This is a genomic window from Pseudomonas sp. stari2 (genome assembly GCF_040760005.1).
GTDB lineage: Bacteria > Pseudomonadota > Gammaproteobacteria > Pseudomonadales > Pseudomonadaceae > Aquipseudomonas.
The window spans coordinates 335,001-353,985 of the sequence record NZ_CP099760.1; the positions used below are offsets into that span (position 1 = coordinate 335,001).

Annotated in this window: 13 protein-coding genes and 3 rRNA genes (1 of these 16 running past the window's edge); 6 read left to right on the forward strand and 10 right to left on the reverse strand. The window is 59.7% G+C overall.

Translation table 11 applies throughout. The features are described 5' to 3' along the window. The 3 genes from NH234_RS01560 to rrf (NH234_RS01570) form a co-directional block, all read left to right on the forward strand. Nucleotides 1-423 (forward strand): 23S ribosomal RNA (locus tag NH234_RS01560) (it extends 2,468 nt beyond the left edge of the window). A gap of 157 nt (nucleotides 424-580) precedes the next feature. Further along, nucleotides 581-696, forward strand: a 5S ribosomal RNA gene (gene rrf, locus NH234_RS01565). A 105-nt stretch (nucleotides 697-801) separates the two neighbouring features. Further along, nucleotides 802-917: ribosomal RNA gene (gene rrf / locus NH234_RS01570) — 5S ribosomal RNA — on the forward strand. A 72-nt stretch (nucleotides 918-989) separates the two neighbouring features. On the opposite strand, the gene NH234_RS01575 is transcribed toward rrf (NH234_RS01570), so the two are convergent. The 4 genes from NH234_RS01575 to NH234_RS01590 form a co-directional block, all read right to left on the reverse strand. Beyond that, on the reverse strand, nucleotides 990-2,168 hold the full coding sequence (locus NH234_RS01575) for a PepSY domain-containing protein (protein ID WP_085733445.1): 1,179 nt from the start codon (nucleotides 2,166-2,168) through the stop codon (nucleotides 990-992). 76 nt (nucleotides 2,169-2,244) lie between these two features. Next, nucleotides 2,245-4,746, reverse strand: coding sequence for a TonB-dependent siderophore receptor (locus NH234_RS01580; RefSeq protein ID WP_367255451.1), 2,502 nt, complete (start codon nucleotides 4,744-4,746; stop codon nucleotides 2,245-2,247). A gap of 87 nt (nucleotides 4,747-4,833) precedes the next feature. Then, nucleotides 4,834-5,847, reverse strand: a complete 1,014-nt coding sequence (locus NH234_RS01585) for a FecR domain-containing protein (protein WP_085733443.1) — start codon at nucleotides 5,845-5,847, stop codon at nucleotides 4,834-4,836. Further along, a complete protein-coding gene (locus NH234_RS01590; RefSeq protein ID WP_085733442.1) occupies nucleotides 5,847-6,347 on the reverse strand; it encodes a sigma-70 family RNA polymerase sigma factor in 501 nt (166 codons plus the stop codon). Before NH234_RS01590 ends, NH234_RS01585 begins: the two co-directional genes overlap by 1 nt. A 311-nt stretch (nucleotides 6,348-6,658) precedes the next feature. Between NH234_RS01590 and NH234_RS01595 the strand changes: the two genes are divergently transcribed. Continuing rightward, the gene (locus NH234_RS01595) at nucleotides 6,659-8,539 is read left to right on the forward strand and encodes a methyl-accepting chemotaxis protein (RefSeq protein WP_367255453.1); all 1,881 of its coding nucleotides are present in this window, start codon (nucleotides 6,659-6,661) and stop codon (nucleotides 8,537-8,539) included. A 58-nt stretch (nucleotides 8,540-8,597) separates the two neighbouring features. Here the strand turns inward: NH234_RS01595 and NH234_RS01600 are convergent, their stop codons facing one another. The 5 genes from NH234_RS01600 to NH234_RS01620 form a co-directional block, all read right to left on the reverse strand. After that, nucleotides 8,598-9,065, reverse strand: coding sequence for an SRPBCC family protein (locus NH234_RS01600; protein ID WP_367255455.1), 468 nt, complete (start codon nucleotides 9,063-9,065; stop codon nucleotides 8,598-8,600). Nucleotides 9,066-9,088: 23 nt separating this feature from the next. Further along, nucleotides 9,089-12,478 (reverse strand): amino acid adenylation domain-containing protein, encoded by a 3,390-nt coding sequence (locus NH234_RS01605; RefSeq protein ID WP_367255457.1) that lies wholly within the window; start codon nucleotides 12,476-12,478, stop codon nucleotides 9,089-9,091. A gap of 13 nt (nucleotides 12,479-12,491) precedes the next feature. Then, nucleotides 12,492-13,421, reverse strand: coding sequence for a diiron oxygenase (locus NH234_RS01610; RefSeq protein WP_367255459.1), 930 nt, complete (start codon nucleotides 13,419-13,421; stop codon nucleotides 12,492-12,494). Next, entirely contained in the window at nucleotides 13,418-14,194 is a 777-nt protein-coding gene (locus NH234_RS01615; RefSeq protein WP_367257108.1) for a DUF3050 domain-containing protein, read from the reverse strand. Before NH234_RS01615 ends, NH234_RS01610 begins: the two co-directional genes overlap by 4 nt. Nucleotides 14,195-14,945: 751 nt before the next feature. Continuing rightward, nucleotides 14,946-15,656, reverse strand: coding sequence for a GntR family transcriptional regulator (locus NH234_RS01620; protein WP_085733436.1), 711 nt, complete (start codon nucleotides 15,654-15,656; stop codon nucleotides 14,946-14,948). Nucleotides 15,657-15,852: 196 nt separating this feature from the next. Between NH234_RS01620 and lapG the strand changes: the two genes are divergently transcribed. Then, nucleotides 15,853-16,545, forward strand: a complete 693-nt coding sequence (gene lapG / locus NH234_RS01625) for a cysteine protease LapG (protein WP_085733435.1) — start codon at nucleotides 15,853-15,855, stop codon at nucleotides 16,543-16,545. 14 nt (nucleotides 16,546-16,559) lie between these two features. After that, a complete protein-coding gene (gene lapD / locus NH234_RS01630) occupies nucleotides 16,560-18,503 on the forward strand; it encodes a cyclic di-GMP receptor LapD (protein ID WP_085733434.1) in 1,944 nt (647 codons plus the stop codon). 50 nt (nucleotides 18,504-18,553) lie between these two features. Here lapD and NH234_RS01635 read toward each other — a convergent pair whose 3' ends face one another. Then, nucleotides 18,554-18,892 (reverse strand): tryptophan synthase subunit beta, encoded by a 339-nt coding sequence (locus NH234_RS01635; protein ID WP_085712603.1) that lies wholly within the window; start codon nucleotides 18,890-18,892, stop codon nucleotides 18,554-18,556. Nucleotides 18,893-18,985: the final 93 nt, after the last annotated feature.

Sequence of the window (18,985 nt, forward strand, 5' to 3'; positions counted from 1 at the left end):
ACGGCGGTGTTTGGCACCTCGATGTCGGCTCATCACATCCTGGGGCTGAAGCCGGTCCCAAGGGTATGGCTGTTCGCCATTTAAAGTGGTACGCGAGCTGGGTTTAGAACGTCGTGAGACAGTTCGGTCCCTATCTGCCGTGGACGTTTGAGATTTGAGAGGGGCTGCTCCTAGTACGAGAGGACCGGAGTGGACGAACCTCTGGTGTTCCGGTTGTCACGCCAGTGGCATTGCCGGGTAGCTATGTTCGGAAAAGATAACCGCTGAAAGCATCTAAGCGGGAAACTTGCCTCAAGATGAGATCTCACTGGAACCTTGAGTTCCCTGAAGGGCCGTCGAAGACTACGACGTTGATAGGTTGGGTGTGTAAGCGCTGTGAGGCGTTGAGCTAACCAATACTAATTGCCCGTGAGGCTTGACCATATAACACCCAAGCAATTTGACTACTCGAAAGAGCATCAGATTGCGGTGTGTGAAGACGCAATGAACCGAAAGTTCGATGCTCACAAAACACCGAAAACTATCCCATACCCAATTTGCTGAAGCGAGGCCAGCCGGCCACGAGTCAGTACCCGAATTTCTTGACGACCATAGAGCGTTGGAACCACCTGATCCCATCCCGAACTCAGAAGTGAAACGATGCATCGCCGATGGTAGTGTGGGGTTTCCCCATGTGAGAGTAGGTCATCGTCAAGATTAAATTCCGAAACCCCAATTGCGAAAGCAATTGGGGTTTTGTATTAGTAGAAGTTCCCGTTTTTTCTGGTCCGTTACCGTGGTAACGGGCTGGTCACAGAATTTCTTGACGACCATAGAGCGTTGGAACCACCTGATCCCATCCCGAACTCAGAAGTGAAACGATGCATCGCCGATGGTAGTGTGGGGTTTCCCCATGTGAGAGTAGGTCATCGTCAAGATTAAATTCCGAAACCCTTGTTTGCTAATGCAAACAGGGGTTTTGTCGTTTCAGGCTCACCAAAATCCAATCTTCAAACTACTCTGCGTGCCTTGCTACTTCGACGAGCCTGCCATTTGCGCCACCAGATGTAGACGCCAGTCCCGGACAACCCCGCAATCAGAACACCCAATACCGCGATCATTACTTGCCCGGTAAAACCGATGATCCGCCCCCCATGTATCGGCAACTGCAACCGATAAAACCGCTCTCCCAACGTTCCTTCTCCTGCGATCTCCTGCCCGAGTAATCGCCCGTCCGTACCGTGGAAAAACAACCAGGATTTACCATGGGCCTCGGTGTCATGCTGTCCAAACCCCGCACCGTAGAAGTTGTACTCCAAGCTGTAATACAACTCACCGATCGCTGCAGTCAGTCCCAACCTTTTTCCTTCCTGCTGTGCCCTTTCGTAGGCCTGTTGATAACTCAATCGAGTGATCCCCAGCTCATCGGCAGTCATTCGCCCTCGGGCCTCATACACGCTCGGCTCAATTGGAGACAACAGTGACACCACCGGTTTGAAGACCTGGCTCGGCAAGTTCATGGCCACGCTGCTGACGGCTATCGGCAGCAATAACAACCATAGCCACAAGCCCCCCGCCCGATGCAGATCGAAGTTGAGCCGATAGGCATGTCCGCCCTTGATCTTCCAGGCGCTCGACCACTTCTTCCAAAAGGGTTTACCCCGCGGCAACGTCAGCCAGAGGGCGATGAAGCAATCGATCACCCAGGCAATGGCCACCAATCCCATCAACAGCAACCCCCAGTTCCCGGGCAGCGTCAGGTTGTAGTGGAACTCGAGAATGAAAGGAATGAAGTTCTCACGCTGGAAACAGCACTCACCCCAGTAACGCTGGCCTTTTTGCTCGCGACTGACTGGGTCGAGGTAGAACACCTGATTACGCTCATCGAACGGTTTGCCCGTCGCCGGATCATTACGTGGTACCGCCGCCAGCAAGGCTGTGTGGCCTGCCTCATTCGGATACTCCATGTACCAGACCTGCAGCCTCGGATGTGCAGATTGCACCGCATCAACCAGCTCACCGGGCGCGAGACGCGACCCCTCTGTCGACGCCGCGTAAAACCCAGGGTTCAGCCACTCATCCAGCTCATGGTTGAACGCCAGAATGCTCCCGGTGATTCCCGCCAGCAACAGAAACACAGCCGTGGCCAACCCGATATACCGGTGCAGTAAAACCAGAAACGAACGCATGAAATTGTCCCCACGAATACGACAAAGCCGGTCCCTGAATCTCAGGGACTGGCTTTTTTATGCACAAGACAAAGGCTTAGAACTGATAGCTGACCGTAGCGGCGACGTTCCGCTCTTCGCCCATGTAGCAGAAGTTCAGGCTGGCGCAGGAGGCCACATATGATTCGTTGGTCAGGTTGTTCGCATTCAGTCGTACATCGACGCCCTTCAAACCAACCTTGCCCAGGTCATAACCGATCGACGCGTCGAACAACGTGTAGGAAGGCACTTTCATGGTGTTCTCTGCATCAGCCCAGCTATAGCCGACGTAACGCACTCCGCCGCCCAATCGCAGGCCATCAAGCGCTGCGCTGTCGAACTTGTAGTCAGCCCACAGCGATGCCATGTATCGCGGCGCCTGCGTCGGAGAGTTGCCTTTGTTCTGGATCACGTCCGTCGGGGTACTCAGGGTGCTGACCATCGATTTCGAGTACTTGATGTCAGTGAAAGTGTAACTACCGAGCACTTTCAGGTTGTCGGTGAGCTGCATGTGCGCTTCAAGCTCCAAACCTTGGGAACGGACAGCACCTACAGCACGGTAGAAGTTTTCTTGCGGGAGTTTGGTGGCGAGGTTTTCCTGATCGATGCGGAACAGCGAGGCCGTGAACAGATTGTCGGTGCCGGGTGGCTGGTACTTCAGGCCTGCTTCCCACTGCGTGCCATCCGTTGGCGCCAGCGGATTACCGGCGCTGTCGGCATAGGAATTGGGGTTGAACGACTCCGAGTAGCTGATGTACGGCGCCAGGCCGTTATCGAACAGATACAGCGCGCCGACACGACCAGTCAGTTTGGTGCGTTTGTCGCTGATCTCGGTGCCGACCGGACGGCTCGCCTCGGCAATCCGGTTCTCCTCGGACGTCTCCACCCAGTCCTGCCGCAGACCCAGGGAGAAGCGCCACTTGTCCATCTCAATCAAGTCTTGCAGGTAAACCCCGGTCTGCTCCAGACGGCGCAGATAACTGGTCTCACCGTACATATCGATGGTGGCATTGCCGTACACCGGATTGAACGCATTGATCGGCGCCAGACCTCCGCTGGTCCAGTCGACCACGGTTTTGCGCCGCTGATAATCCGCCCCCATCAGCACCGTGTGTTTAGTCACGCCGGTGAAAAATTCGGCCTGCAGCATGTTGTCGACGATGAACGCGTGCAGTCGCTCGTCACCGCCGGTGTAGTAGCGATTCAGCTCGTTGCTGGTCGGCGACGTCCAGCCATAGGCGTACACCTGATCCATGTTCACTTTGGAGTCGAGGTAACGGAAATTCTGCCGCGCAGTGAAGACGTCGTTGAAGCGATGTTCGAATTGATAACCGAACGACTGCTGATCGCGGGAATAACCATCGACTCCCGGTTCGCCCTCGAAGAAGTGCGGCGAGATGCGGTTGCCGTTGCGCTGATGAATCGTGCCGTCGGCTGGCACGCCACCGTGATAGCCGCCATCCGGGTCATGCTGCAGATACGCCTGCAGGGTCAGCGAAGTGTCTTCGTTGAAATCGATGCTGACCGTCGGCGCGAGGGCGAAGCGTTTTTCCTTGTTGTGGTCGAATTGCGTGTCGGACTGATCCGTCAAACCGATCAGACGATAGGCGACGCGCTTGTCGTCATCGACCGGACCGCTGAAGTCAAAGCCGACACCACGCTGACCCTGAGTGCCAACGGTGGCCTGAACCTGGTGATAGACCTCGTACAGCGGTTTCTTGCTGGTCAACGCCACCAGCCCGCCCGGTGAACTACGGCCGTACAACACCGACGACGGGCCTTTGAGAATGTCCACTCGCTCGAGGAAATACGGATCGACCTGCATAGTGCTGTAGGTGCCGCTGTCGCCCATGGACTTGAGGCCGTCGAGGTAGATGTTATCCACCGAGCCATCGTTGAAGCCGCGCATCGCCACGTAGTCGTAACGGTGAGTGGCGCCATAGGGGTTGGTCAGCACGCCAGGGGCGTAGCGCATGGCCTGGGACACGGTTTGCGAGCCCTGATCGTCCATTTGCTCGCGGGTGACCACGGACACTGTTTGCGAAGTTTCCAGCAGCGCGGTACTGGTTTTGGTGGCGATCTGACTGTGCGTCGCGTTGTAGCCGTCCATGCTGCCCAGCGCGTTACCGAGGGCAAAACCTTTGATGTCGGTAGTCGGCAGGGCCAGCGCTTCGGTTTCAGCAACGGAGCGCAAGACGTAGCTGCTGCCGTCCTGGCTAACGGCTTCCAGACCCGAGCCGCCGAGCAGATGACTCAACGCCTGATCGGTCGAATACTCGCCCTGCACGCCGGGTGATTGTCGGCCTTGAGTCTGCTGCGGGGTCATCGACAAGGTGATGCCGGCCTGGCGCGCGAACTGATTCAGCGCCTCACCCAATGGGCCAGCGGCGATGTTGTAGCGGTGGCTGCTGACCTCACTGCCGCCCGCCGCGACACTCAAGTTTGGCAGCAGGCCGACGCCCAGTGCCGTGGAGAATAGCGCGGCCCGAACGGCGTGGCGCAGAAGGCTCGATTCGGTAGTGAAATTCAGAGGGTTCTTACAGGTAACGCGCGCAGTCATTGTAGGTTTCCGTGGCAAGTCGCGAAGGCTGAATTGAAGTGCTTACTGACTAAGCCGGCCTTGCCACGAAAACCCGCCAAAAAAATTTCAGACGGCTCGTTCCAGCGTTACCCACCAGCGGGTGCGATAGCGCAATTGCACCGGCAGCGTCTGCGGCAAAATCGCCAGCAACTTGTCGGTGTCATCGAGACGGAACACGCCGGACAAGCGCAGATCCGCAACCTGCGGGGCGCAATTCAGGAAGCCCTGACGATAGCGACCAACCTCATTGAGGAAATCTCCCAGACGCATGTTGCGGGTCACGATAAGCCCGTCGATCCAGGCGCCGGCATCCATGTCCAGCGGCGGAGCGGGATGCGCAAGATGGTGATCGATCAAGTAACTCTGACCGGCAAGCACCTCAGTGGAAGCGCCATCGCTCGCCCGTGGCGAATGAATCGCGACGCGACCACTGGTGACGGTCAGCCGCGTGCAATCACCTTCCTGACGTAGGATGAAGCGCGCGTCGAACGGCTCATAGGTACCATGACGACTTTGCACCCGCAGCGGTCGATCAATCGTCGTACCTTCATCGGCGCCGCCACAGGTCACGATGATCTCGCCCCGAGTCAGTTTGATCAGCCGTTGTTGCGCCGTGTAATCGAGGTCCACGGCGCTGGCCGTGTTCAGTTCGATTCGCGTGCCGTCAGGCAACTGGAATCCGCGGCGCTCGCCGGTGGCGGTAGCGTAATCGGCGATCCATTGCTGCCAGGCAGACGTGTCTTTGGCCAGCCACGTGGCGGAGCCCATCAACAACGCACCGGACAGCAGCTTCAACGCCTGCCGACGACCGAGCCCATGCGCACTGTTTTCCAGTGTGTTGAATGCCACTTGCGCACCCGGAACGGAGCGCAGATTTTGGGTCAGCTCACTTTGTAACGACTGGACTCGTTGCCAGGCCAGTTCGTGATCGTGGTGCTCGGCGCGCCATTGTTCGCATTGGTGGCTCAAGCGCGAATTGCCATGATTGTTGCGCAGGCGCAGCAGCCAGTGGATCGCCTGTTTGACCACTTTCTGCTGTGGCTCGGCGCTTCGGGCGATTGACAGTTTATCCACCGGCATCAGCTTTCGTACCGCAGCACGTAGCAGTGATACAGCGCATCGGCGACGTAGCGTTCCACCGAGCGCAAGGACAGGCCCATCTGCTCGGCGATCTGCTTGTGGGTCAAGCCTTCGCACTGCGCCAGCAGAAACGCCTGACGCACTTTGGGCTTCAGCCCTTCGAGCATGCGGGCAATGCTTTCCAACAGTTCGATCACCAGGGCGCGGGCTTCGGCACTGGGTGTCTCGGCCTCGGGCAAGTGAGCGATGGTTTCCAGATACGCGCGTTCGATTTCTTCGCGTCGCCAATGGTCGATGACCAGGCCGCGAGCGATGGTGCGCAGAAACGCGCGAGGCGCGTTGAGTTCGAGACGTTCGGTGCGTTGCAGCAGGCGAACGAAGGTGTCCTGGGCCAGATCCGCCGCATCGGCCGCATTGCCCAGTCGCGCGCGCAACCAGCTGTTGAGCCAGCCGTGATGACGACTGTAAAGCGCCTGTACTGCAAACTCAGGTGAGGACATGAACGCGACAGCCCGAACGTCACAAATGATAATTAGTCGCATTGTCATCAAGGGTTACAGAATTTGCAACCGACGCTGCAAAACAGTCATCAAAAAATGACAGGCGAACGCTCTGGCACGCCGTTCGGCGGGAAGCTGGCAGAAATGCCGTCCATTTCCTACAAAACGCTAAGTTTTCTCCGAGTCGTGCCGACAGACTGGTGAGACATGCGTGCACCAAAGTAGAGCAGTCATCAGAACGCTGCCTGCGCTGTACATGGAATGTTGCATCCGGAACGCATCCCCACTTTTGGCATAAGAAGTCCCGTGAAATGAATCTCAAGTTCAGCCATAAAATCCTGTTGGCCGCCTCAGGCGTCGTGGTCCTGGCGTTCGCGCTGTTCACTTTGTACAACGACTATCTGCAGCGAAACACCATTCGCCAGAACCTCCAGTCCTCCGTCCAGCAGGCCGGCGACCTGACCGCCAGCAGTGTGCAGAACTGGATGAGCGGACGGATTCTGGTGCTGGAAAACCTCGCGCAGAACGTTGCTCATCAGGGCAAGAACGCCGACTTCCCGGGGCTGGTCGATCAACCGGCCTTCACCTCGAACTTCCAGTTCACCTACGTCGGCCAGGCCAATGGTGTGTTCACCCAGCGTCCTGACGCGAAGATGCCGGACGGCTACGACCCGCGTCAGCGTCCCTGGTACAAGCAGGCCGTGGCCGCTGACCAGACCATGCTGACTCCGCCATACATGGCCGCCGTCGGCGGTCTGGTGGTGACCATCGCCATGCCGGTGAAAAAGAACGGCGAGCTGCTCGGTGTGGTAGGCGGTGACCTGAGCCTGGAAACCCTGGTGAAGATCATCAACTCGGTGGACTTCGGTGGCCTCGGCCATGCGTTCCTGGTCAGCGGTGACGGTCAGGTGATCGTCAGCCCGGACAAAGACCAGGTGATGAAGAACCTCAAAGACATCTACCCGAACGCCGACGTACGCATCCAGAAGGGCAATCAGAACGTGGTGCTCAACGGCCAGGAGCGCATCCTGTCGTTTACCCCGGTCACCGGTCTGCCGAATGCCGAGTGGTACATCGGTCTGTCGATCGACCGCGACAAGGCCTACGCTGCGCTCAGCCAGTTCCGCACCTCGGCACTGATCGCGATGTTCGTCGCGGTGGGCGCGATTGCGGTATTCCTGAGCCTGTTGATCACCGTGCTGATGCGTCCGCTGATCACCATGGGCCGTGCGATGCAGGACATCGCCCAGGGTGAAGGTGACCTGACTCGCCGTCTGGTAGTGGAAAGCAAGGACGAGTTCGGCGAGCTGGGCAGTTCGTTCAACCAGTTCGTGGAGCGGATTCACGCGTCCATTTCCGAAGTGTCTTCCGCGACTCGTCATGTACACGACCTGTCGCAACGCGTGATGGCATCGTCCAACGCCTCGATCATCGGCTCCGACGAGCAGAGCGCACGCACCAACAGCGTGGCCGCCGCGATCAATCAACTGGGTGCCGCCACCCAGGAAATCGCCCGCAACGCCGCCGATGCTTCGCAACATGCCAGCGGCGCGAGCGAACAGGCCGATGACGGTCGTCAGGTGGTCGAGCAGACGATTCAGGCCATGACCGAGCTGTCGCAGAAGATCAGCCTGTCGTGCACCCAGATCGAAACCCTGAATGCGAGCACCGACAACATCGGCCACATTCTCGATGTGATCAAAGGCATCTCCCAGCAGACCAACCTGCTGGCGCTCAACGCGGCCATCGAAGCGGCACGTGCAGGTGAAGCCGGTCGCGGTTTTGCGGTGGTGGCGGACGAGGTGCGTAACCTCGCTCACCGCACCCAGGAATCGGCGGAAGAGATCCACAAGATGATCACCTCGCTGCAGATCGGTTCCCGCGAAGCGGTGACCACCATGAACGCCAGTCAGGCGTCCAGCGAAGAGAGCGTTGAAGTGGCGAACCAGGCCGGTCTGCGTCTGGTCAGCGTGACCCAGCGTATCGGCGAAATCGACGGCATGAACCAATCGGTGGCAGCGGCTACCGAGGAGCAGACCGCCGTGGTGGAAACCCTCAACGTCGACGTCAACCAGATCAACCTGCTGAACCAGCAGAGCGTGGCCAATCTCAATGAAACGTTGAAGGATTGCGATGCGTTGTCGCAACAGGCCAACCGTTTGAAACAGCTGGTCGACAGCTTCAAGATCTGATCGCTTGCGGTCAAAAACAGCCCGCTGCGGAGCGATCCACAGCGGGCTTTTTCAGGCCTTACACAAACAGCTTCAGCACATTGCCCATCGCATCATCGGCAAACCCCTGGACGAAATCCTTGAACCCCGGCAGCGCCTCGGGCCCACCGCTGGCCGGCTCGGCGATGATCGTCCAGGTCGCCCGCGACTTGCCCTCGCCCAACGACTCCACATTCATCGCCGCCCACAGGTTGGCCACGCCCAGGGTGTTGTAGATCGTGGTCCAGGTCATGCTCAACGCCTGGTCGTCCCGGGAGTTGAGTTGCTCGACCACCAGGTTGCCATCCTTGAAGAACTTCTTGCGCAGTGAAGACACGCCTTCGCCGGTCATCTCGATGTGCGACAGGGCTGGAATGAAACGGTCGAAGCCGTCGAATTTGCCGACCACCGCCCATACTTGTCTGGCGTCCACCGGCACTTCCACCGAAGACACGACGTGGCAGCCTTGAGGGTTTTTGATCAGGGTGTCGGGTTGAAGATTGCTCATGGTGTTGCTCCTTGGTTGATGAGTCAGATGAAGTTGATTTCTTTCAGGTAATCGCAGCCGCGACGCAGCAGTGCCGGGGATTTTTCCGGGTAGTGCGCGCCCATCTGCTGCACGCCGGCCTGGGCGTTGGCGTGGCCGATCAGGGAGATATCGCCGATGTCTTCCTCGAAGCCGTTGAGGTAGAAACCGAGTACGCCGAACAGCGCGTTGTCGGCATCGACCCGACCCAGTTGCCGTTGCCAGTCGGCGACGCTGACCAGCGAAAACTCGCTGCCGGTTTCGCGGAACGAAGCAACATAAGCATCCCAGCTCAGAGGCTCCGGGTTGTGCAGGTTGAACACCGCCCGTTCGGGCGAATAACGGCTGGCGTGGAAGGCGATGAAGCGGGCGAGAAAGTCCACCGGCATCAGGTCGAAATTCAGCGCGAAGGCCGGCACCTGACCGAGCTGGATCGAGCCCTTGAGCATCAGCATCAAACGGTTCTTGTGCGGTTGGCAGACGCCGCTGAGGCTGTTGAAACTGATGTTGCCGGGACGATACAGATTGACCCGCACCCCACGCTCCCGCGCCCGTTCGAGGATGCGTTCGCCGACCCATTTCGACAGGTTGTAGCCGTTGCGAATGTAGATCGGCGGCGTCGGTGCGGCGGGCAATTCCAGCACCCGGCCTGCGTCGTCGACGGTGCTGGAGGCCGACAGCGTCGAGACGAAATTGAACACCTTCTTGCTGCGCCCTTCGCACAGCCGCAGCAGTTCGAAAATCGGCTCGACGTTGTCCGCCGCCAGCGACTCGTAGTCGAGGACGTGGTTGACGTTGGCGGCGTTGTGTACCAGCGCGCCGAACTCCCGATCCAGTCGTTCGAAATCGCTATCGGCCAGGCCCAGTTGCGGCCGGGTGATGTCGGCCGAATAGACCCGCACCCGGCTCAGGTCCAGATGTTCCAGCCGGTTCTCCCGCAACGAATGGGCAAAGCGCTGCGCCGCCGTTTGCCCGCCGCCCTCGCGCACCAGACACGCCACCTCGCTGGCGCCCCAACCCAACAACGCCTCGACGATGTGCACGCCGACAAAGCTGTTGGCGCCGGTGACGATCACCTTGTGCACATCGCCCATGCGGCTGATCGGCAACGGTTCGATGTCCAGGGCTCGCTCGGCGTCGGCCATCGCCTGGGCGCTGAGCACCGCGCTGTCATCGGTGCCGCGCACTAGCGTGGCGAGCTTGGTAATGGTCGGCAGTTCGATGAAGCGATTGATCGAAATACTGCGACCAAACTCCTCCCGCAGACGCAGTAGCATGCGCGACAGCAGAATCGAGTGACCGCCGAGATTGAAGAAGCTTTCGTCGGTGGAAATGTCACTGGTCGGCAGCTCCAGCAACTCGCCCCAGATTTCCAGCAGCAGCGCTTCGTCGGCGTTGGCTGGCAGGCATTTGGGGCCGCTGTCCTGCACGCTGACCGGCAGCTCCAGTAAGGCCTTGCGGTCGACCTTGCCGTTGGCGGCGAACGGCATGTTCGGCAACTCCGTCCACGCCACCGGTTGCATGTAGTCGGGCAAAAACTGCTGCGCGTGAGCTTTCAAAGACTCGCGCGCGGCATCCGATTGCGGTTGGGCGAGGAACGCCAGAATCCGCCGCTGACTGTCGATCACCACCGCAATCTGCCGATATAGCTGACTCTCGCGCAGGCATCGCTCGATCTCTTCCGGCTCGACCCGGAAGCCGCGGATTTTCACCTGATTGTCGCGACGTCCGCACAGCTCGATGCCATCCTCGCCCCACTTGGCCATGTCGCCGCTGCGGTAGGCACGCAGACGCTGGCCGTCCGGCAACTCCAGGTCCAGATAGCGTTCGGCGGTCTGCTGCGGATTGTTCAGGTAACCCAGGCACACGCCGGGGCCGACGATGAACAGCTCGCCCACGGTTTGCTCCGACACCGGTTGCAGATCGTCATCGAGGATCAGCACCTGACTGTTGGCGATCGGCCCGCCGAGGGTGCGATTGCTGTCGCCCGATTGCAGTTGCCGCGCGGTGATCAACACTGTGGCTTCGGTAGGGCCGTAGAGGTTGTGCAGCTTGCCCTGGCGCGTCAGTTGCTCGATCACGAACGGCTCGCAGACATCGCCGCCGGTCATGATCTGCCCGATGCTTTGCAGTTGCTCCAGCGGCAGGATGCTCAGCAGTGCTGGCGGCAGGAACGCGTGGGTCAGCTGTCGGCGACGGATCAACGCCACCAGTTGCAGTGGATCGCGGCGCTGGTTGTCGTCGGGCACTACCAGTTCCGCACCTTTGAGCAGGGTCGGGAAGATGTCGATCAGCGACGAGTCAAAACTCAGCGACGAGAACTGCAGCACCCGGCTCTCGGTGTGCAACTGCACGTAATCGGCGTACCACGCCGTGAAATGCGCGAGGTTCGCCTGACTGAGCAGCACACCCTTCGGATGCCCGGTGGTGCCGGAGGTGTAGAGCGCCATGCACGGTGCATCGAGCTCGGGCCGGCGAAGCATCAGCGGTAGCGACAGATCGACGTCAGTGCGGTCGATGCGGCAGACATCCAGCCCCGGCATCGAATCGCTCAGTGGATGTTCGCCATCGTGCAGCAACAACACCGCGCCGGCGTTTTCCAGGATGTATTGCTGGCGCTGAAGCGGATGGCTCGGCTCCAGCGGCAGGTACACTGCGCCGCTGCCGAGAACCGCCAGAATCGAAGCAAACAGCGCATCGCATTTCGGCAGACAAATCCCCACCACCCACGGCTGTGGTTGTGTCTCCAGCATTGCCAGCAAACGCTGTTGGATTGCACGGCTGTGATCATGCAGCTGGCGATAGCTGATCGACTGTTCGGCGAGGTGCAGCGCCGGGCGCTCTGCGTGCTCGATCAGACTCTGTTGCAGCCGCTCGATCATCGGGATTTGCGCTTGTTGCAACAAGGCCGGATTGGCCGTGGCATTGAGGCGATGGACGTAAGCCAGGCCGTCGAGAAATTGCAGGTTTTCAATCTGTTCGAAGTCTGGCGCACGGGCTGTCGCCGCGTGCTGGAAATACTCGGCGTCGCGGGAGAAGCGGCTGACCAGCAGCGCCACTTCGTCCACCACGAGCGCGAGTGTTCGCTGGCGCAGGACCTGACCGTTGCCGGACGGTTCGTCGGCGATAGGCACGCGGCTCAGCAGTGTCGAGTTGCAGAAGCAAAGCAGATCGAGCACCGGCAACCCACCGGCACCCGTTGCACCGATACCCAGACGCAAGGTCAGGTGCGGTGACGTGCCGTAATCCTGTGGCGCGAGACTGCCGTCATCGATCACCAGATCCATCGACGGAGCAGTCTCTGTCAGCAATGAATGACCGTGTTGTTCGAGCTCCTGCGCCAGGTCGGTCAAGGCCTGGCTGCGGCCCCTCAGCAAAATGTCGAGACGTCTCATGTCAGCCTCCTTGTCAAACCAGGTAGTCGCGCAGGGCGTGCTGTACGCACGGTGTGTCGAGCAGCGAGCTGTTGTGGAAAAACCGCACGATGTTGCCCACCAGCGGGTGGTGGCGATTGATCGGGAAGGCCAGCCCGGCCATCTCGTCTTTCAGCGCACGGCGGGTTGCATCGTTGACTGGCAGGGCGTCGATCAGGCGCAGGTCGAAGGACTTCTGGATGTCGTTGGTCAGGTAATGGCCGATGAACACCGGCAGGATCTGCGCGATACATTCGCGATCCGCATCGCTCGCGGTGTTCCAGTAGATGCGCACCATCCGCGCCCAGAAACTCGAGTGCCGACCTTCGTCGAGCAAGTGATCGGCCATCAGGCCCTTGATCGACGGCTTGACCGTATCGTCCCGGGCGAACGCCGCGACATCGCCGGTCACGGTGTTCTCGGCGATGGCTACGCAAATCAGTTCCACGGCGCTGCGCAGGTGTTCCGGAGCCAGTTCGACGGCGGCGGGAATTGCTCGGCTCAGTTCGATTTCATTCGGTAGCTCGATCGGCTCGATGCCGGTCATGGCCACGGTCTGCTGCATGAAATCCATCGCCACCAGCGCGTGGTAATCCTCGTCCACCACCACGGTCATGGCGTCGTAGCGACAGGCGAACGGGAAGGGCACGGCGAAGCGGTTCTTGGCGATGCTGCGGGCGGTCTTGTCGACGATCTCGGTTTCGAAAATCACCACGTCGTTGATGAATTTGTACAGCGTCTGCACCAGGGCGAAATCACGCTGTTCGGGGCATTCGCGCAGGAAGGTTTCGCTGAGCACCAACGGCTGGCGACTGAGCGGATAGATCAGCCGCGCGTCATCCTCCAGCACGCGGCGCGGCCGGGTGCGAATGGTCGCGCGGCTTTCCCAGGCATCGGCGAAAGACTGGTAGTCGGCGGCGTTCATTGGGCCACCTCCGCCAGCGGTTCGCGCAGGCTTTGGCGCAGGCCGTCCCACAGGGCGATGCGGCTTTCCACGGCGGCGATGGCGCTGGCATAGACCTCGGCTTCGCGCTGCGGATCGCCGTCCACCAGTCGATCCAGCAGTTGTTCGGCGGCAGGGCCGTGGTCTTCGGAGTCGACCTCGATATGCCGCTCGAGGTAGTAACGGAAGGTCGGCGCCTGTTCGACGCCGATGCCCCAGGCATCGAGCATGCGCTGGAACATGATCGGGATGACGCTCTCGCGACCGTGCAGGAAGGCAGCGGCGACGCTGTGCCCTGGCGCATGCAGTGCCGTGAGCAAGGTGTCGCGGACGAATTGCGCGGCGGCCGGGTCGACCTCGACACTTTGCAGCGCGACGTCGTAGCTCACGCCTTCCTGTTGCAGCGCGACGAAACGCTCCACCGCCGAGGTGCTCGCACCGACTTCGCGCATCGCGTCCAGGTACAACTCGAAATGACTGTAATGCCCGTGTGACAACCGATCGTCCGACTCTTCGCCGAGCACGATTTCATTGATCAATCGTGCGGCATGGGGATCGCGCGGCGGCAGCCATGGCAGGCGGGTGCAGGTCAGTTCCTGTTGCAGGCGTTTGGTCAGCGACATGAAATCCCATACGGCAAATACATGGGATTCCATGAAACGCCGCAACACCGATAGCGAATCGATTTCGGAGAAAATCGGGTGAACGCTGAGTTCGGCTTTCTTTTGGGCGAGTTGTTCTTTAGTTGGCATGATGCGAGCCTCTGGCTTATAGGGATATAGGGACTGCTCAATCAATGGCTAACAACGTTGGATATATATTCCAGGCGAGCGATAGCCTCATTTGTTTCGATGAAAGTTAAAGTTTCATTGAAAGGCCTGGTACGACCGCATACCGCTGAAGGCGGCTGCTAACCAGGTCATATTGCTGGACCTCGCCGGTCTGTCGGTTCGGTACAAAACCCGGCGTAGAAAAACTAATACATCGCAAAACAACTTAACAAGTATATTTTTAATTAATTTAAGTTTGCCATTTTTGAAGTATGAGTGAGGCTGATAAAACTTTTAAGTTGAGTTTTATTTGGGCGTAGTTGCTCCTTTCGGCGTTTAAAGGCCAAAATTGAATAACAAGAGTGAATGCCTCACTCGAAGCAACTTTCTAATGAAGTAATTGAAATGATCTGAGGGGATGAAGTTGGCCTGGTACTGCGGCGAATCTTCCTTTTCCCGTGACAAGGCTCCTTCCGTAGGTTCCTGTTGCGGAGACTGCTGCCGGGGCGGCGCGTCCCCGTTCTATTTTGGGTTGGCGATTCAAGGGTGCGCGTAAATCGGCGCCGCGGCTATCGTCGAAAATGACTTCCTTGCGGTGCAATTTCCGGGCTGTCCAAAGCAGGGGGGAGGTTAGAGCGAAGGCGCCGAAGTGCCACGGCAATTGAGCGTGACTGGCGTGGGGATTTGTAAGCGGGTTATTCGCCGGGTAAGCGGGAGCTCACCCGGAAGGGGGGAATCAGCGGGCAGTCTTGCGGTTTTGTGCGGCGGGGCTGGCGAGGTAACGGGTGATGACCTCGACACCGCGGTTAAGGTGCTGTTCCAGCAACGCCACTGCGAGTGGGGTGTCCCGTTGCTGCACGGCTTGCAGCAGGGCACGGTGATCGTCCTGGGAGATCTTGCCCAGGCCCATGGCCTCGAGGTTGAAGCGCAGGAAGCGTTCCTCTTCATTCAAACCGTCCTCGACCAGTCGCAGCAGACGACCGTTCGGGGATTTGCAGTAAAGCGTCATGTGGAACAGGCGGTTGAGCCGGCCGATTTCGGTGTAGTCGTGCTCGGTTTCCAGCTCTTCGATGTAGCCGGCGGCGCGCTCGTGATCGGCGCTGGTCAGCAGCGGGATCGACTGACGCAGGGCTTCGGATTCCAGCAGGATGCGCAGCTCATAGGTTTCGGTCGCGTCACCCTGGATCAGCGGCGCTACCACGGCGCCTTTGTGGGCAACCACGCTCAACAGACCTTGGGCTTCCAGTTGACGCAAGGCTTCGCGCACCGGCATGCGGCTGACGCCGAACAGGTCCGCGAGATCCTGCTGGCGCACGGCGGTGCCGCACGGCAGGCGCCCGTCGAGAATCGCCGAGCGCAGGGTTTCCTCGATGACCGAGCGCGCCAGATGCGCGGGAATCGGCCCTTCGACTTTGATGCTGTGGAGTGGCTTGAGCTTCTGGGTCACAACTGCACACCCTGTTGACTGCGGAATTTGGATCCAAAGGACACTAGTGATTGCTCTACAGGTTGTCAAACCACGTAGAGGAACCCTGTTACCTCTAAAGTTTAGCGCGGTGGAGATGATCTCAGGATGCCATTGTTTTTTGCTGGACTAACCTTCACCATCAAACGCCATTTCTCCCTGCCCTGGATGCTTTGCATTGGCGGTACGTTTCGCGATCCCACGGATTGCGCGCTGGCTTGCCTGCGCGCTGCTGCTGGCCGGCATCATGCTGGGCGGCCTGCATGCCGATTGGGATTTTTCCGCGATCAGCCGCAAGGCCACGGCATTGTACGGACCGCTGGGCGCCGGGCAACAACGGATCGATGCCTGGCAGAATCTGTTGGCCACCCAGAAGCAGGTCAGCGAGATGGAAAAGCTCAAAGTGGTGAACCTGTTTTTCAACAAACAGATGCGCTACGTCGAGGACATCGACCTGTGGGGCCAGGTCGATTATTGGGAGACCCCCATCGAAGCCTTGTGGAAAGGTGCCGGCGATTGCGAAGACTACGCGATTGCCAAGTATTTCAGCCTGCGCCACCTGGGGGTTGCCAGTGACAAGTTGCGCATCACCTACGTCAAGGCCCTGCGCCAGAACCGCGCGCATATGGTCCTGACTTACTATTCCAGCCCTGACGCCATGCCACTGGTGCTCGACAGCCTGATCGACCCGATCAAGCCGGCGTCCGAGCGAACCGATTTGCTGCCGGTCTACTCTTTCAATGCCGAAGGTCTATACCTGCCGGGGGCGAAGGGCAACAAGAAGGTCGGCGACACCAAACGTCTGTCACGCTGGCAGGATGTGTTGAAGAAAATGCAGGCCGAAGGATTCCCGGTCGAGACGACTAACTAGGAGCACGCGCTCAGATGTCTTTGTTCAAACAGCTGTTGATCGCTATCTGTCTGTTCCTGGTGGTCGCCTTTACCGGCAGCTTCATGGTCAGTCTGGAGAGCTCGCGCACCCAGTACGTCAACCAGTTGCGCTCCCACGCCCAGGACGCCGCCACGGCACTGGCGCTGTCGCTGACACCGAATATCGACGACCCGGCGATGGTCGAGTTGCTGGTCAGCTCGATTTTCGACAGCGGTTATTACTCGAGCATCCGCGTGGTCGATCTGAAGACCGACCAGACTATTGTCGAGCGCAGTGGCATTCCCGCCGTCACCAACGTGCCGGACTGGTTCGTCAAACTGATCGGCCTGGAACCGGCCGGTGGCGATGCGCTGGTCAGCCGTGGCTGGGAGCAAGCGGCGCGGGTCGAGGTGGTCAGCCACCCGATGTTCGCGTTGGCCAAACTCTGGCAGAGCGCCTTGGGCAGTCTTGGTTGGTTGTTGGTCTGCGGCGCGGTGAGTGCGGTGTTGGGCGCGCTGTTGCTGCGTCGGCAACTGAGGCCGCTGGATTACATGGTCAAGCAATCCCACGCCATCGCCCGTCGCGAATTCCTCAGCCTGCCGGACCTGCCGCGTACGCCTGAACTGCGTCGCGTGGTGCTGGCCATGAACCAGATGGTCGAGAAGCTCAAGGCGCTGTTCCAGGAGCAGGCCGAACGCAGCGAAAAACTGCGTACCGAGTCCTATCAGGACAACCTCACCGGGCTCGCCAACCGACGCTACTTCGAGATGCAATTGAACGCTCGCGTGAGCAACCCGGAACAGGCCAGCTCAGGTTACTTGCTGTTGCTTCGGGTCAAGGATCTGGCGGGTTTGAACCAGCGTCTCGGCGGTCAGCGCACCGATGAATTGTTGAAAGCGGTCGGTCAGCAACTCTCTCGCGAGTGCGCCAAATACCCGGAAACCCAGAACCTCGTAACCCGCATTCGAGGCGGTGAATTCGCCGTGCTGGCGCCGGGGCTGACCCGCGAAGAAGCGCTGCAACTGGCGCAGAACCTCGACAGCGCCCTGGGCAGCCTGCATGCGACGGGCGCCACCGACGTGCCTGCTGTGGCCTCCATCGGCCTGGCGCCGTTCGCCCACGGCGATTCTCCGCAAGCGGTACTCAGCCTCGGCGATCAGGCCTTGGCTCAGGCCGAAGGTCAGGGCGAACAGAACTGGGCGTGCCTCGACCAGAGCCTGGTGGCGGATGTCGGCGACGATCACCACGCCTGGCATCGCCTGCTCGATCAGGCGCTGAATCAGCGGCGTTTCGAGTTGTTCTTCCAGCCGGTGGTGGCAGCTCAGGACACGCAGCTGGTGCTGCATTACAAAGTGCTGTCGCGCCTGCTCGACGAACAGGGCCAGACCATTCCCGCCGGACGTTTCCTGCCATGGCTGGAGCGCTTTGGCTGGACCGCACGGCTGGACCGTTTGATGCTCGAGCGGGTGCTGGAGCAAATGGCCGGCCATGAAGAATCCCTGGCGCTGAACCTGTCTTCGGCGACCCTGGCCGATCCGCAGGCGCTGAACAAAGTCTTCGAGATTCTGCGCTCGCATTCCAATCTGGGGCCGCGCCTGACCCTGGAAATCGGCGAGGAACAATTGCCGGAGCAAGCGGTGCTGGAACAGTTGACCCGCCGCCTGCGCGAACTCGGTTTCTCCCTGAGCCTGCAGCGCTTCGGCGGGCGCTTCAGCATGATCGGCAACCTGGCGCGGCTAGGGCTGGCGTACCTGAAGATCGATGGCAGCTACATCCGCGCGATCGATCAGGAGAGCGACAAGCGCCTGTTCATCGAGGCGATCCAGCGGGCGGCGCACAGCATCGATCTGCCGCTGATTGCCGAACGGGTCGAGACGGAAGGGGAGTTGTCGGTGATTCGCGAGATGGGGTTGTATGGGGTTCAGGGGCAGCTCTTCGGCGAGCCGAAACCCTGGTGATGAATTGCCCGTTCCCACGCGCAGCGCGGGAACGGGCAAGACAAAAGAGATCAGATCAACCCGGTCTCTTCATCATCGATCAACTGACTCAACCCGCCCAACGCTTCCCGGGCCTGGGTCCGGTCCATCAACTTGGCCTGGGCCGCCGGCGGCAGGTCGGTGACGCGGATCACGCCTTTCTGGGTCAGGACCTGAATCAGGTCGTCGAGTACCCGAATCATCTCCAGGTCGCTCTGCTTGAGCTGCTTGAGGCTGTTTTCCACCGCCGCGTTGGCAAACCAGGCCTGGATTTCATGGTGGTCGGCGGGCAGCGTTTCCGTGGCCTCGGCCCAGGCCGCAGCTTCCACGCGAACCAACTGACCCTGTGCATCGCGTTGCACGTAAAACATTGAGCATCCCTCGGAAATGGACCAGCGTCATGCTGTCAGCAGCATAGCCAACTGCACGGGAGTATGCGGTGCGGCGACGCAATCGTCACCGGG

Coding starts and splice junctions, on each gene's coding strand:
- NH234_RS01575 (WP_085733445.1), bottom strand. CDS start 2,168: ATGCGTTCGTTTCTGGTTTTACTGCACCGGTATATCGGGTTGGCCACG.
- NH234_RS01580 (WP_367255451.1), bottom strand. CDS start 4,746: ATGACTGCGCGCGTTACCTGTAAGAACCCTCTGAATTTCACTACCGAA.
- NH234_RS01585 (WP_085733443.1), bottom strand. CDS start 5,847: ATGCCGGTGGATAAACTGTCAATCGCCCGAAGCGCCGAGCCACAGCAG.
- NH234_RS01590 (WP_085733442.1), bottom strand. CDS start 6,347: ATGTCCTCACCTGAGTTTGCAGTACAGGCGCTTTACAGTCGTCATCAC.
- NH234_RS01595 (WP_367255453.1), top strand. CDS start 6,659: ATGAATCTCAAGTTCAGCCATAAAATCCTGTTGGCCGCCTCAGGCGTC.
- NH234_RS01600 (WP_367255455.1), bottom strand. CDS start 9,065: ATGAGCAATCTTCAACCCGACACCCTGATCAAAAACCCTCAAGGCTGC.
- NH234_RS01605 (WP_367255457.1), bottom strand. CDS start 12,478: ATGAGACGTCTCGACATTTTGCTGAGGGGCCGCAGCCAGGCCTTGACC.
- NH234_RS01610 (WP_367255459.1), bottom strand. CDS start 13,421: ATGAACGCCGCCGACTACCAGTCTTTCGCCGATGCCTGGGAAAGCCGC.
- lapD (WP_085733434.1), top strand. CDS start 16,560: ATGTCTTTGTTCAAACAGCTGTTGATCGCTATCTGTCTGTTCCTGGTG.
- NH234_RS01635 (WP_085712603.1), bottom strand. CDS start 18,892: ATGTTTTACGTGCAACGCGATGCACAGGGTCAGTTGGTTCGCGTGGAA.